The 13,092-nt window shown below is 61.8% G+C and carries 14 protein-coding genes and 1 pseudogene; 4 read left to right on the forward strand and 11 right to left on the reverse strand.

Annotated elements, in window-relative coordinates:
• Nucleotides 1–25: 25 nt before the first annotated feature.
• Entirely contained in the window at nucleotides 26–541 is a 516-nt protein-coding gene (gene fabA, locus NKK51_RS23010; protein WP_352554685.1) for a 3-hydroxyacyl-[acyl-carrier-protein] dehydratase FabA, read from the reverse strand.
• Between the two features lie 243 nt (nucleotides 542–784).
• Here fabA and irrA point away from each other — a divergent pair, with 243 nt between their 5' ends.
• Together irrA and NKK51_RS23020 are read left to right on the forward strand one after the other, a co-directional pair.
• Nucleotides 785–1,216 carry an iron response transcriptional regulator IrrA gene (irrA, locus tag NKK51_RS23015; protein ID WP_024503471.1) on the forward strand — a complete coding sequence of 144 codons (432 nt, stop codon included), beginning with the start codon at nucleotides 785–787 and terminating at the stop codon, nucleotides 1,214–1,216.
• A 13-nt stretch (nucleotides 1,217–1,229) separates the two neighbouring features.
• Nucleotides 1,230–1,397, forward strand: a pseudogene (locus NKK51_RS23020) (DUF4260 family protein); the annotation flags it as partial.
• Between the two features lie 40 nt (nucleotides 1,398–1,437).
• On the opposite strand, the gene NKK51_RS23025 reads toward NKK51_RS23020, so the two are convergent.
• Together NKK51_RS23025 and NKK51_RS23030 are read right to left on the reverse strand one after the other, a co-directional pair.
• Nucleotides 1,438–1,875, reverse strand: a complete 438-nt coding sequence (locus NKK51_RS23025) for a DUF302 domain-containing protein (protein WP_352554686.1) — start codon at nucleotides 1,873–1,875, stop codon at nucleotides 1,438–1,440.
• Between the two features lie 4 nt (nucleotides 1,876–1,879).
• A complete protein-coding gene (locus NKK51_RS23030) occupies nucleotides 1,880–2,419 on the reverse strand; it encodes a carboxymuconolactone decarboxylase family protein (RefSeq protein WP_352554687.1) in 540 nt (179 codons plus the stop codon).
• Nucleotides 2,420–2,535: 116 nt separating this feature from the next.
• Between NKK51_RS23030 and NKK51_RS23035 the strand changes: the two genes are divergently transcribed.
• On the forward strand, nucleotides 2,536–3,393 hold the full coding sequence (locus NKK51_RS23035) for a LysR family transcriptional regulator (protein WP_352554688.1): 858 nt from the start codon (nucleotides 2,536–2,538) through the stop codon (nucleotides 3,391–3,393).
• A 111-nt stretch (nucleotides 3,394–3,504) separates the two neighbouring features.
• Here the strand turns inward: NKK51_RS23035 and NKK51_RS23040 are convergent, their stop codons facing one another.
• The gene (locus tag NKK51_RS23040; RefSeq protein WP_352554689.1) at nucleotides 3,505–4,065 is read right to left on the reverse strand and encodes an SH3 domain-containing protein; all 561 of its coding nucleotides are present in this window, start codon (nucleotides 4,063–4,065) and stop codon (nucleotides 3,505–3,507) included.
• Nucleotides 4,066–4,284: 219 nt separating this feature from the next.
• Between NKK51_RS23040 and NKK51_RS23045 the strand changes: the two genes are divergently transcribed.
• Nucleotides 4,285–5,286, forward strand: a complete 1,002-nt coding sequence (locus NKK51_RS23045; protein ID WP_023811391.1) for a 2-hydroxyacid dehydrogenase — start codon at nucleotides 4,285–4,287, stop codon at nucleotides 5,284–5,286.
• A 33-nt stretch (nucleotides 5,287–5,319) separates the two neighbouring features.
• On the opposite strand, the gene NKK51_RS23050 is transcribed toward NKK51_RS23045, so the two are convergent.
• The 7 genes from NKK51_RS23050 to NKK51_RS23080 form a co-directional block, all read right to left on the reverse strand.
• Complete coding sequence (locus tag NKK51_RS23050) at nucleotides 5,320–5,808, reverse strand: GNAT family N-acetyltransferase (protein ID WP_023811390.1); 489 nt, start codon at nucleotides 5,806–5,808, stop codon at nucleotides 5,320–5,322.
• A 4-nt stretch (nucleotides 5,809–5,812) separates the two neighbouring features.
• The gene (locus NKK51_RS23055) at nucleotides 5,813–6,568 is read right to left on the reverse strand and encodes a molybdopterin-synthase adenylyltransferase MoeB (RefSeq protein WP_352554690.1); all 756 of its coding nucleotides are present in this window, start codon (nucleotides 6,566–6,568) and stop codon (nucleotides 5,813–5,815) included.
• A 31-nt stretch (nucleotides 6,569–6,599) separates the two neighbouring features.
• Nucleotides 6,600–7,745, reverse strand: coding sequence for a DNA replication/repair protein RecF (gene recF, locus NKK51_RS23060; RefSeq protein ID WP_352554691.1), 1,146 nt, complete (start codon nucleotides 7,743–7,745; stop codon nucleotides 6,600–6,602).
• 183 nt (nucleotides 7,746–7,928) lie between these two features.
• Nucleotides 7,929–9,047, reverse strand: a complete 1,119-nt coding sequence (dnaN, locus tag NKK51_RS23065; protein ID WP_023811387.1) for a DNA polymerase III subunit beta — start codon at nucleotides 9,045–9,047, stop codon at nucleotides 7,929–7,931.
• 303 nt (nucleotides 9,048–9,350) lie between these two features.
• Nucleotides 9,351–10,826, reverse strand: a complete 1,476-nt coding sequence (gene dnaA, locus NKK51_RS23070) for a chromosomal replication initiator protein DnaA (RefSeq protein ID WP_023811386.1) — start codon at nucleotides 10,824–10,826, stop codon at nucleotides 9,351–9,353.
• Nucleotides 10,827–11,750: 924 nt separating this feature from the next.
• Nucleotides 11,751–12,017, reverse strand: a complete 267-nt coding sequence (gene rpsT / locus NKK51_RS23075) for a 30S ribosomal protein S20 (RefSeq protein WP_013533694.1) — start codon at nucleotides 12,015–12,017, stop codon at nucleotides 11,751–11,753.
• Nucleotides 12,018–12,199: 182 nt separating this feature from the next.
• Entirely contained in the window at nucleotides 12,200–12,973 is a 774-nt protein-coding gene (locus tag NKK51_RS23080; RefSeq protein ID WP_127294072.1) for an enoyl-CoA hydratase, read from the reverse strand.
• Nucleotides 12,974–13,092 lie beyond the last annotated feature (119 nt).

Below are 13,092 nucleotides of genomic sequence, written 5' to 3' on the forward strand. Positions count from 1 at the left end.
CCAGAGAGCTGGCCAGGGATGCCGGTCAGCCAACCGCCGACTGCTTGGACAGACCGACTTTCAAATCCGTTGCCGCGTATATGGGTTCGTCATCCGCCTTCAGCCAGCCATCGGCGATGCCGAGCACCAGCCGGCCCCGCATCACGCGCTTGAAGTCGATGCCATATTCGACCTTCTTCACCGAGGGCGTGACCATGCCCTTGAATTTCACTTCACCGGTCGACAGCGCCATCCCCTTGCCGGGTTCGCCCAGCCAGCCAAGATAGAAGCCCGTCAATTGCCACATGGCGTCGAGGCCGAGGCACCCCGGCATGATCGGATTGCCGATGAAATGGCAGGCAAAGAACCACAGGTCCGGCTTGATGTCGAACTCCGCGCGGATGAAACCCTTCTCGAAGGCGCCGCCCGTCTCGCTGATCTCGGTGATGCGGTCGAACATCAGCATGGGCGGATAGGGAAGCTGGGCATTGCCCGGTCCGAACAGTTCGCCGCGGGCGCAGGCCAGCAATTCGTCGTACTCGTAGCTGGATTTACCCGCCATCAATCTCATCCCCATATCGTTCCGGGCTATCGGGTGCCCTTGTCGGTGGTTTCCTAACACAATCTGTTTCAGGCCGGAAACCGGCGTTTGCGCTTAGCCTGCTCGTCTGCCTGGGTCAATGCGCGCTATTGATCGCATTCGGACGACAGAATATATGTCCTGAGAGGTCCGGTTTCGGCAGACGTTCATTTTTTTGCCATTCTGGGCGTGTCTTGGGGCGGAACTGTGGGGTTCGACAAGAAGATGGACCTGGACGGCCGGAAGGAAAATGTCGCTGTGGACAAGCGGGTCCGTGAAGCCGGCCTGAGGCCGACGCGTCAGCGCATTGCGCTGGCCGACCTGCTTTTTGCCAAGGGCGACCGGCATTTGTCGGCCGAGGAACTGCACGAGGAGGCGGTTGCCGCCGGCGTGCCGGTATCACTGGCCACCGTCTACAATGCCCTTCACCAGTTCACCCAGGCGGGACTGTTGCGCATCCTCGCCGTCGAGGGCGCGAAGACCTATTTCGACACCAACACCTCCGACCACCACCATTTCTACATCGAAGGCGAAAACCGCATATTCGACATCGACAGTGGTCCGGTGACGGTTGCCAACCTGCCGGAGCCTCCGGAAGGGATGGAGATCGCCAATGTCGACATCGTGGTGAGGCTGCGCCCCAAACGCCGCGAATGACCGGCGAGGCCCCCTGACCGTGCCCGTGCTGTTGCTGCTCGCCGGGCACATGTGGGGCAATGCGATGGCGGTTGCGCTGATCTGGATCGCCCACATCGCCATCGACCGTGCGCTGGGCTATGGCCTGAAGCTGTCGACCGGCTTTCCGGACACCCATCTCGGCCGCATCGGGACTAGATGACCACCGCTTGATGCAGGCGGCCGGACCGCTCATTGCTCCACTAGATATCGCCTCCCGACACCGGCATCGTGGAAACCGTCTCGAGCATTCGCTCCGTCGCGTCGAACAGTTCTTGGGCGAGACCAAAAAGCCGGGGATATGGCGAGAACACCAAAACCGGGTTCAAGGCGCAGACCGTCACGCCGGCTGATTGTTCGCTGACCACGAACTTGAACGGCGCTTCGGGCACGGCGCCAGGATCGGTCAGCAACAGGCGCGCCATGTATCGCGGGTGGAACCAAAGCAGTTGACGGAGCCGAATGGTGGAGATCCCGCCTTTCCAGAGCAGGGCCTGCGGATCGATCTCATGGATGATCCATAGCTCGGCAGCAGCGATGGCGTCGCGAAGCCGTTGCAGTGTCTCATCGAAACCATAGCTGGAGGAAACGACGATCTGGTGACGCGGAATGGTCGCCATCGAACTCGGATCGAGGGTCACGAGGTCAGTCATTGAGAAGCACTGTCCGTGGAAAGTCGAGTTCTGGCTGGGCGAAGTGATTGAGGATGTTGGAATAGAAGTTGAGTGCGACATGCGCGATCACCTCTGCCAGTTCCTCGTCGTCGAGCCCCGCGGCCCTGGCGGCGCCGAATGCCTGGTCGGTGACGGCTCCGCGGCTACGCGCCACATCCGCAGCCAACGCCAGCGTGGCCGCCACTCTGGCATCGCTTGAATCGCCCCTGCGATTTAGCTCCAATTCCGTATCGGAGATGCCGATCTTGGATCCGCGAAATGCGTGGGCCGAAACGCAGTATTCGCAGCGGTTCACCTCAGCAGTTATCAGGGCGATCTGCTCGCGCAATTTCGAACTGAGACGGCCGCTCTGCAGCGACTCGCGAAATTGCAGATAACCTTTGAGAGCGACCGGAGAGTTGGCCAGGACGCGATAGAGGTTCGGGACGCGTCCGAGCTGGCGTCGCGTTTCCGCCAGAAGCTTGCCGGCTTCCGTGTCGGAACCTTCGTTTATTGGCGATAGGCGAGACATCTAATCATTCTCCTTCCGGGTCAGCCGGCAACCGCCGTGCTTCGTCGGAATCCATATGACTCGACGAGGAGCATTTGGAAATGTCATAGTAGCTGTCTCTATGATATGAGTACGAAATGAAGCATCTTGCCATCGAACAGCTTCGCAGCTTCGTGCTTGTTGCCGACTGCGAGAGCTTCACCACCGCGGCCGATCTTCTCGGGACCACCCAGTCGGCGATCAGCCTGCGGGTCCGCAAGCTCGAGCAAGCGATGGAGCGGCGTCTCCTGGCGCGGACGCCGCGCGCGGTTTCGCTGACGCCCGAAGGCGCGCGGTTCCTTGCTTCGGCGCGGCAGGTCCTCGAAGCTCATGACCGGGCCGTGGCTACATTCGATGCTGGCACGCAAACCACCACGCTCCGGGCGGCCATCGGCGATCACGCCGCCGGTGCGCTTCTGGAGTCGGCGTTTGGGCGTCTGAGCCAAGTCTTTCCGGAATTGCTGCTGGAAGTGTCGGTGGGTCTCTCAGCCGAGATGCAGGCCCGCTACGACGCAGGCAAGGCCGATTTTGCCGTCGTGCGCATGGATATCAGCCGGCGCCAGGGCATCCCGCTCTACCGAGACCAGCTTGTCTGGTGTGCAAGGTCGCCTGACGTCTGGCGGTCGTCTGCCGCGTTGCCGCTGTTGGCATTGCCCGGATCCTGCACCGTCCGACTGGCAGCGGAACGCGCGCTCGATGGCAGCAATACCGCCTGGCGCCTCGCCTTCACCGGCGGTTCGGTGACCGCGTTGCAATCGGCCGCCAGCGCGGGCCTGGGAGTGGCGGCGATCGGGCAGAGCCAGGTACCGGCCGATTGCGTGATACTGAACCGGTCGCATGGATTGCCGGATTTGCCAGCCAGCCGGATTACGCTCCTGACACGGTTGAGCAACCCGCTGAGAGGCGCAATCGCTGCCGCTTTCGCAGCGGACGCGAGCGATCGGCGGCGTGAATGACAATGCTGCAATTGAGTTTGATGAAGCGGAGGCGCAAGCACCTTGTTGCCGTATCCGTGATTGCCGGCCTATTTCTGATCCCGAGTTCTTCCGAGCCTCGCGATGAAGTTGTCAGTCCTTGACCCGTTCGCCGGGATAGGCGCCCCAGACAACCGACTGGGCAAGCCAGCCGGTGTGGCCGTCGAACGTCATTTCGCACCACTGGCCGTCGCAGGATTTGATCGTACCCATGACGCCAGGTTCAATCATCGCGACCACTCTTGCGTCCTTGTCGGAACTGTTGAGAAGGTCGATCTGGGCGCCCTTGCCGCGCTGCCATGGTGCGACGATTGCCGTGCGTCGGCCGGAAAGCAGCGACTGGTTGATCCAGCCTTCCGAACCATCGGCATCGCGCACGCGGCGCCATGTGTCGAATTCCTGGATGATCTCCATCGGCAGGCCGGCCTTCATATACATCCAGTCGACCGAGTAGTTGGCCCCGGGACCGACGCGCGAGTTGACGCGGCCGGATTTCAGGCTGACGAAGCGCGGCAGCGGCAGGCCGCTCGGACCAAGCGTGACGACGCCCTGGGCAGGTGCTGCGGCACTCTGCGCGCCCGCAAGCGGAGAATAAAGCAGAGCGCCGAGAAATGCTGCGCTGAGGGTCAGGCGAAGCGACGCGAAACCAGACACTTTCATTCCTTTCGGCGCTTGCCCATCGGCCTCGGCGCCCCTTTTTCTTTGTCTTCGGCGGCACCGCTTGTTACAGGGAGTAATCGGCACCGCGACCGGCTTTCAGTTTCGCCGGTCTTGGTTAAAGAGGTCTCAACGAGATCGGGTTAGAAGCAATTCCAGCAAAAGTGTGAAGCGGTTTTGCGTTCGGAATTGCGGCAAGTACTCGAGAGGGAAACAATGGCAGGCAAAAAGAAGCCTCTCGTCGTCATCACGCGAAAGCTGCCCGACCCCGTCGAGACCCGCATGCGCGAGTTGTTCGACGCAAGGCTGAATGTCGAGGACCGGCCGATGACGCAGCCGGAACTGGTCGCGGCGGTCAAGGAGGCCGACGTGCTGGTGCCGACGGTAACCGACCAGATCGACGCCGCACTGATCGCCCAGGCCGGCGACAACCTCAAACTGATCGCGAATTTTGGCAATGGCGTCGACAAGATCGATGTCGCGGCCGCGGCCAAGAGGGGCATCACCGTCACCAACACGCCGAATGTCCTGACCGAGGACACCGCCGACATGACCATGGCGCTGATGCTGGCGGTGCCGCGGCGGCTGGCGGAAGGCGCCAATGTGCTCACCGGTGACAAGAAATGGGCCGGCTGGTCGCCGACCTGGATGCTGGGCCGGCGCATCTGGGGCAAGCGGCTCGGCATTGTCGGCATGGGCCGCATCGGCACCGCCGTCGCCAGGCGGGCCAAGGCCTTCGGACTGTCGATCCATTATCACAATCGCCACCGCGTGCTGCCGGCCGTGGAAGACGGGTTGGAGGCGACCTATTGGGAAAGCCTCGACCAGATGCTGGCCCGCATGGATATCATCTCGGTCAACTGTCCCTCGACGCCGGCAACCTTCCATCTGCTTTCGGCGCGGCGGCTGGCGCTGCTGCAGCCGACTGCCTATGTCGTCAACACCGCACGTGGCGACATCATCGACGAGGAAGCGCTGGTCAAGCTGATCCAGGACGGCAAGATCGCCGGCGCCGGGCTCGATGTCTACGAGCATGAGCCGGCCTTGAACAGCAAGCTGCTGAAGCTCGCCGCCAAGAACAAGGTCGTGCTTTTGCCGCATATGGGCTCGGCGACGCTCGAGGGCCGCATCGACATGGGTGAAAAGGTCATCATCAATATCCGCGCCTTCGTTGACGGCCACCGCCCACCAGACCGCGTGCTGCCGCTCAGGACCTGACGCTGTCGCGGCCCACAAACCGTAAGATAAACCTTACGGGATAGCTTTGCGCATGGTGATCGAGGTCGGCCTGGCATAGCCCTCGTGCGCCGTCCGTTCAGTTTCGCGAAAGCCGAGGCGGGCAAAGGCCGCATGATTCCCGGTCAGCTCGATCCGCGTCTGAAGCTCGATTGCCGCCTTGCCGCGGCTGCGGGCAAGGTCTTCGACCGCCTGCATCAGCCGCCGGCCAATGCCTTGTCCCTGGCAGTCCGGCGCGACCGCGAGCTTGCCGACATAGAACTCTGTCACCTTTTCAAGGGCAAAGACGCAGCCGACGATCCGATCGCCCTTGAGCGCCACGAAGCCGGTCTCCCACCGCGCCTTGTCCCGCAGAGTGTCGGTGGTCAAAAGGTGGGCCGAGGAGGGCGGGTCGATGACGCCGTCCATCGAGGCGAAAGCGCGCATGATCAATGCGAGCACATCGTCCCAGCGGTCGAAATCGGTCGGGATCCGCGTGATGGAGGCAGCTTCGATCCGGTCCAAGAATTCAGCTTCTCTTGTAGCGGATGGTGTCGAAGCGCGCCGCCAGCCCGTCATAGAGCAGCAGCCGGCCGACCAGCGGTTCGCCGACGCCGGTGATCAGCTTGATCGCCTCCATGGCCTGCAGCGTGCCGACGACGCCGGTCAGCGCGCCAAGCACGCCGGCTTCGGCGCAGGACGGCACCAGGCCCAGCGGCGGCGCCTCGGGAAACAGATCGCGATAGCCTGGATTGGGTTTGCCGTCCTTGCCGTCTTCGAATGGCTTCAGCACCGTTACCGAACCATCGAAGCGTCCGACGGCGGCATGCACCAGCGGCTTGCCTTCGCTCGCGCAGGCATCGGCCACGGCATAGCGCGTTTCGAAATTGTCGGAACCGTCGACGACGATGTCATAGCGGGCGACGAGGGCGGGCGCATTGTCCGTGGTCAGCCGGATTGCGTGCGCTTCAACAATTGTGTTGGGATTGATGCGAACGATTGCCGCCTTGGCGCTATCGGTTTTCAGCAGGCCGACAGTGTCGGTACCGTGAATGACCTGGCGCTGCAGATTGGACAGCGAAACGGTGTCGTCATCGACCACGCCTAGTGTGCCGACGCCGGCGGCGGCGAGATATTCAAGCACCGGCGCGCCCAGCCCGCCAGCGCCGATAACCAGCACCCGGGCCTGTTTCAGCCTTTGCTGGCCGGCTCCGCCGATCTCCGGCAGCACGATGTGGCGGGCATAACGTTCGATCTCGTCTGCGGTCAGGGCGGCAGTGGTCATTGCCTGATCATACAGGGACTGAAAAACCTTGTCAGGGGTCTTCGGTTGGCCCAACCGTCCCATGGTCGACAGTCAGGAATTGCGCGCGTCCCTGGAGACTGGAAAACAGCGCAGCATCGGTTCCTGTCATGAACGCCTGGCAGTTCAGTTCCTCCAGGATGGAAAACAGCGCCGTGCGGCGTCGGCTGTCGAGATGCGCGGCGATCTCGTCGAGCAGCAGGATCGGTGTCATGCCCGACATTTCGCCGGTCAGCCTTGCATGCGACAGCACGATGCCGACCAGCAGCGCCTTTTGCTCGCCTGTCGAGCAAAGCTCGGCCGGCATCGCCTTGGGGCGGTGCCGAACCATCAGGTCCGAACGATGCGGGCCATCGAGCGTGCGCCCGGCGGCGCGGTCGCGCTCACGGCCGTCGGCAAGCGTCCGGCGGAAGCGTTCCTCGACATCGACTGCCGGCGCGACGGCAATCTCGGCTTCCAGATCGCCCGAAAGGCCGATGTCGGCCTGCGGAAACGGTCCTGTGTCGGGCAGCCTGTCGATCATGGCGGCGAGAAGACGCACCATCTCGGCCCGCGCGGCGGCGATCGCCACACCGGTTTCGGCCATCTGCGTCTCGATAGCGTCGAACCAGCGGTCGTCTCGAGAGCCTTCAGTAAGCAAGCGGTTACGGCCACGCATCGCCTTCTCGTAGTCGATCGCACGTTGCCCGTGGCCGGGATCGATCGCCAGCACCAGCCGGTCGAGAAAGCGCCGGCGATCCGCGGCCGGCCCGGTGAACAACGCGTCCATGGCCGGCGTCAGCCACACCACGCGCAGCCATTCCAGCATGTCCTCGGCCGAACGCGCCGGAGCTCCATTGATGCGCACCCGCCTGCCGCCTTCGCCGGCGGTGTCGCCGCCGGAAATGCCTGTTCCGATCTCGACTTGGCCGTCAGGTCCGTCGAGCCGGGCATGCAATGCAAAGCCGCCGTCGCCGCCCTCGCGTGCGACATCCGCGTAAGGGGCGCGGCGCAAGCCACGCCCTGGTGTCAAAAAGGAGATCGCTTCGAGGAGATTGGTCTTGCCGGCGCCGTTGTCGCCGGAAAAAACCACGGCACCTGGCGCCAGATCGATCGTCAGCGCCGCATAGTTGCGGAAATTAGTAAGTGTTAGCTTACTTATATGGTTCTGTCCCGGCAACCGCTATCCGCCTATAGAGCGCTCCATCGTTTCACAGAAACGCAGAACCGCTCTATCTCTTTGTTTTGACGCAATTCCGGACGGAAAACCGCTTCACACTTTTCCTGGAATTGCTCTAGGAGTTGCCGTAAATATCGCGCTTGCCGCCGTTCACAACAGGACCGAAGTGCTGACACCGCGCCGCTACACCCGCATCGGCATCAACACATAAAGCGCGGTCTCGTCGGCCATGTCGTGGATCAGTGTCGGCGAACCGGCATCCGCCAGCATGAACTTGGCCTCCGTGCCGGTCAGCTGCGCGGCAACGTCGAGCAGGTACTTGGCGTTGAAGCCGATCTCGATCGGATCGGATGAATAGTCGGCGGACAGTTCTTCGGTGGCGCTGCCTGAATCCGGATTGTTGACCGCAAGCGTCACCTGACCCTCGCTGATCGACAGCTTCACCGCGCGGCCGCGTTCGGAAGAGATGGTCGAGACACGATCGACGGCGGCGGCAAAGCTCTGGCGGTCGATGATCAGCTTCTTGTCGTTGCCGGTCGGAATGACCCGCTGATAGTCGGGGAAGGTGCCGTCGATCAGCTTCGAGGTCAAAACCACGCTGCCGATGGTGAAGCGGATTTTGGTGTCCGACAGTTCGGTGGTGACCGCGACATCCGGATCGTCGACGAGCTTCTGCAGCTCGCTCACCGTCTTGCGCGGAATGATGATGCCCGGCATGCCTTCGGAACCCGCTGGCGCATCGATCTCGGCGCGCGCCAGGCGGTGGCCGTCGGTCGCCACCGAGCGCAGCTTCAGCTTGCCGCCGACCTCATGCGTGTGCAGATAGATGCCGTTCAGGTAATAACGCGTCTCCTCGGTGGAGATGGCGAATTGGGTCTTCTCGATCAGGCCTTTCAGGGCAACCGAATCGAGACGGAAGATATGCGAGAATGATCCGGCCGAGAGTTCCGGGAAGTCGGATTGCGGCAGGCACTGAAGGCGGAAGCTCGAGCGGCCAGACGTCACCGTCATGGCGTTGCCGTCCTCGTCCGTCTTCAGCATCACCTCGGCGCCATCGGCAAGCTTGCGCACGATGTCGTAGAGCAGATGTGCCGGGACTGTCGTCGCCCCGCCGCGCTCCACCTTGGCGGGCGTCGCTTCGGTCACCTCGAGGTCGAGATCGGTCGCCTTCATTTCAAGGCTGGCGCCTTCGGCGCTGAGCAGCACGTTGGACAGGATCGGTATGGTGTTTCGCCGCTCGACCACACGATGGACGTGGTTGAGCGACTTCAGGAGATTTGACCGTTCCAGGATAACACGCATGACGAAACAGGCTCGCTTGAATGAATGACGGGTCACCAGTGAGCGGCGTCCCGCGAAAGGTCTGAACAGGCTCAGAATCTGCGTAAACTGACAGGAAAAAACCAGCAAACGCAAGCCCGCGCCACCGGTTCAGGCCGGCTAGGCGGGCTTTCTGGGGATAACGCGCCCGAAGTCCGCGAGCCAGTGTCGTAAAACCGAAATCCAGATCGCTTCCAGGCGGCGCCACGAGCCCGATCCAGGCCCAGCGCCGCACTGGCAAGCCATTGAATCCGGTATTGTTCCGGCTCGGCCATCCCCGGAGGATCAGGCCTGGTCGTTGATCAACCGCCTCAGAAGCTCAAGTTCCTGCGCCAGCGTGTTGTCGTTGCCGGAAAGGTCCTCGATCTTGCGCACGGCATGCAGCACCGTGGTGTGATCGCGGCCGCCGAAACGCCGTCCGATCTCAGGCAGCGAGCGCGGCGTCATCACCTTCGACAGGTACATGGCGACCTGCCGCGGCTTGACGATGGTGCGCGTGCGTCGGTTGGACAGCAATTCGGTCTTCGACACATTGTAGTGACGCGCCACGATGCGCTGGATGTCCTCGATACGGACACGTTTCGGCTCGCCGGTGCGATAGATGTGGCCGAGGATTTCGTCGATCCGGTCGATGGTGATCTGCGGCTCGAAGGATTGACGGAACAAAAGCTGATTGAAGGCGCCTTCCAGCTCGCGTCCGCTGCCGGTCACGGTGCGGGCGACGTGATTGAGGATCTCCTCCGAAATGTCGAGCGACGCGTCGTCGCTCCTGGCCGTGGCAAGGCGCAATTTGAGCATGCCGAGGCGCATGGCGAAATCGGGCGCCGACATTTCAAGCGCGACACCGCCATTGAGGCGCGAACGGACCCGCGGTTCGAGCGATTCCAGTTCCGATGGCGGCCGGTCGGCGGCGACGACGACCTGCTTGGCGCTGTCGAGCAGCATGTTGATGAGGTGGCAGAATTCGTGCTGGATCGACTTGCCCTGCAGAAACTGCATGTCGTCGATGATGAGCAGGTCGATGTCGCGCAGCTGTTCCTTGAGCGTCAGCGCGTTGTTGTCGCGGATCGCGGTGGCAAAGCGCCACATGAAATACTCGGCCGTGAGATAGACGACGCGCGACTTGGGGTTCTGCTTCAGCGATTCCGCGGCGATGGCCTGCAGCAAATGTGTCTTGCCGAGCCCGACGGTTGCGTGAAGGAAAAGCGGATTGAAGCGCACCGCGCTCGATTGCGATTCCGCCACTGCCTTGGCGGCGGCGAAGGCCACCCGGTTCGACGGTCCCTCGATGAAGGAGCCGAACGTGTAGCGCGGATCGAGCGGTGATCCCAAAACGTTGTGGCGGAATTCGCTCTCGATCGGTGTGCCCGGACGCGGAGCCGGTGCGCGCTCCACCCGGCTGGGGCTGACTGTGCCGGCGGCAAGCGCCGTCTGCGTCTGCCGTGTCACCTTGCTGCGTGCTGGCGTTACCTCTGGCTCGGCCTGGCTGCGTCCCTGACGGGTTGCCGTGCGCACGACGATGTCGATTTTGAGGAGATCGGGATCCTCCTGCTTCCACAACTCGGAGATGAGGTCGAGATAGTGGCCGTTGATCCATGAGCGCAGGAAGGCAGTAGGCACCGAGATGCGGACGATGCCCTTGGAAGCCTCGGCGACCTTCATGCGGCCAAACCAGCTCGAATAGACTTCGGTTCCCAGGCGCGCCTTCAACTGGGCTTTGACCCGGTCGAATTTCTGTTCCGCGTCGCTGGACACCGCCATGTCGTTTGCTCCGATCAAAGTTCCAGGAAATGGGAGGTCGCCCGTAAGCTCCCTTTCGATGCCGCTCTGCATGATCTTTTCCTTGTTCTTCCGTACCTGTTTCCACCGGGGATGCGCCTCCTGCATCCGGTTCCGGCGACCTAAGTCTTTGCTACGATGTCCGCTGCCGCCGCCGGCAGATGAACGTCGCCCATTATCTGCGGGAACCGGTGCCGGCCCATGGAAGCCAGTCCGCGTTGGGTATGTCAGGGCAATACAACACCGTCCGGCGAAAGGAGCGCCGGCGCGCCGTCTACCTGCCATGTCTAGTTACGCCAGTCCCCTACCGTATCGAAAAAGACAAACCAAACCCGTCCGCGGACTTGATCCGCGTTGCAAATCCCGCCAATTTAAGCTGGCCGATTCAGGCTTGGGTTAAGAGCCAGAGCCCGTCCCTTTCGATAGATCGACACTACCGAAATCGCTGTGGATAGGGCAAGGCCACGTCTAACGGATTTTTAAGGAATCTGGTTACTGGAGGCGGGTTCGAGTGGCGTGCCGTGACGGCACATTTTAACAAAGCCATTGTGATTCAAACCCTTTTCCGGCGAATATGAAAAACCGGACGCTGAGAGAAATATTCTGAAATAATTCGCTTGACAGCGACTTGTCCCCGATCGGGTCGGCCCGGTGTGGACAAGCTGTGGATCACCATCAGTAAGTGTCTGAAAATTATAAGCTATTTCTGACAGTTAAGAATCATTAAGCCGGCCCTTTTCAAGCATGCCGATCAACAGCAGGCATGCATATGCCGGCAAACTATTCCCAATTGTGAAATCCGCCTAAGACGCCGTTTCCGGACATTCTTTTTAAGTGCTTGCCGGCAAACGAAAAAACCCGGCACAAACGGCCGGGTTCGAAGAACGTCAGTCTAGGCAAGTAATGTCAGGCCGACAGTACCTTGACCCGCTGAGCCAGTCGCGACACCTTGCGGGACGCCGTGTTCTTGTGAATCACGCCCTTGGTCGCGGCGCGCATCAATTCCGGCTCCGCGATCTTGAAGGCAGCCTGTGCGGCAGCCTTGTCGCCGGAGGCAAGCGCCTCTTCGACCTGGCGGATATAGGTGCGGACGCGCGAGCGGCGGTTCTTATTGATCGCTGCGCGGCGGACGATCTTGCGCGTTGCCTTTTTGGCCGAGGATGTATTGGCCATGATGCCTCTCTTCTGATCTGGTCGGCGCATGCGGGATGCCGCAGGGCGCAAAAAACAAACGGGCAGCCACGGGGCCGCCTCGGTTGGTGCGGCTTATAGTTCAGCTTTTCCGGCGCGTCAACGCTGCCTGGCCTTCTTTTTGGCGGCCAACAGCCATCTTCTTCTCGGCGAGAGGATTGGCGTCAGCGGTTGGTGAAATTCGGCTTCCGCTTCTCGGCAAAGGCCGCCATGCCTTCCTTCTGATCGTCCAGTGCAAACAGCGAGTGAAACAGCCGGCGCTCGAACCGCAATCCCTCGGCAAGCGTCGTCTCGAAGGCGCGGTTGACAGCCTCCTTCGCCATCATCACCGATGGCAGCGAGAAAGCGGCGATCTTGGCCGCGGCCTTCAGCGCCTCCTCGACAAGTTCGCCGGCAGGCACGACCCGCGACACCAGGCCAGAACGCTCGGCCTCGGCGGCATCCATCATCCGCCCGGTCAGGCACATGTCCATCGCCTTCGACTTGCCGACGAAGCGGGTCAGCCTTTGTGACCCGCCCATGCCTGGAATAACGCCGAGGGTGATCTCGGGCTGGCCGAATTTGGCCGTGTCGGCGGCGATGATGAAATCGCACATCATCGCCAGCTCGCAGCCGCCGCCGAGTGCATAGCCCGCCACCGCCGCGATAATAGGCTTTCGCGCCCGCGTCAGTTCCTCCCAGCCGACGAAGAAGTCTTGGGCGTAGGCGTCCGCGTAGGAGATGGACTGCATCTCCTTGATATCGGCGCCGGCGGCGAAAGCTTTTTCGGAACCCGTGATGACCATGGCGCCGATACCTGGATCGGCGCTGAACCCGTTCACGGCTGCCACCACTTCGGTCAGAATCTGCGAATTCAGCGCGTTGAGCGCCTGCGGCCTGTTCAGCGTGATCAGCCCAACCTTGCCGTGCGTCTCGGTGATGATCGTCTCATAGGCCATGGCTGCTTCTCCTTGCTCACGCTCGTCTAGAGCGGTTCATCGTTTCACGGAAACGCAGAACCGCTCCCATCTCCTTGTCTCGACGCAATTCTCGACGGAAAACCGTTTCACACTTTTCC

It is taken from the genome of Mesorhizobium sp. M0011 (genome assembly GCF_040324155.1).
Classification (GTDB): domain Bacteria; phylum Pseudomonadota; class Alphaproteobacteria; order Rhizobiales; family Rhizobiaceae; genus Mesorhizobium.

Bases quoted from the DNA above. Each gene is read 5' to 3' on its own strand.
- fabA (WP_352554685.1), bottom strand. From the start codon at position 541: ATGGCGGGTAAATCCAGCTACGAGTACGACGAATTGCTGGCCTGCGCC.
- irrA (WP_024503471.1), top strand. From the start codon at position 785: ATGGACCTGGACGGCCGGAAGGAAAATGTCGCTGTGGACAAGCGGGTC.
- NKK51_RS23030 (WP_352554687.1), bottom strand. From the start codon at position 2,419: ATGTCTCGCCTATCGCCAATAAACGAAGGTTCCGACACGGAAGCCGGC.
- NKK51_RS23035 (WP_352554688.1), top strand. From the start codon at position 2,536: ATGAAGCATCTTGCCATCGAACAGCTTCGCAGCTTCGTGCTTGTTGCC.
- NKK51_RS23045 (WP_023811391.1), top strand. From the start codon at position 4,285: ATGGCAGGCAAAAAGAAGCCTCTCGTCGTCATCACGCGAAAGCTGCCC.
- NKK51_RS23055 (WP_352554690.1), bottom strand. From the start codon at position 6,568: ATGACCACTGCCGCCCTGACCGCAGACGAGATCGAACGTTATGCCCGC.
- dnaN (WP_023811387.1), bottom strand. From the start codon at position 9,047: ATGCGTGTTATCCTGGAACGGTCAAATCTCCTGAAGTCGCTCAACCAC.
- dnaA (WP_023811386.1), bottom strand. From the start codon at position 10,826: ATGGCGGTGTCCAGCGACGCGGAACAGAAATTCGACCGGGTCAAAGCC.
- rpsT (WP_013533694.1), bottom strand. From the start codon at position 12,017: ATGGCCAATACATCCTCGGCCAAAAAGGCAACGCGCAAGATCGTCCGC.
- NKK51_RS23080 (WP_127294072.1), bottom strand. From the start codon at position 12,973: ATGGCCTATGAGACGATCATCACCGAGACGCACGGCAAGGTTGGGCTG.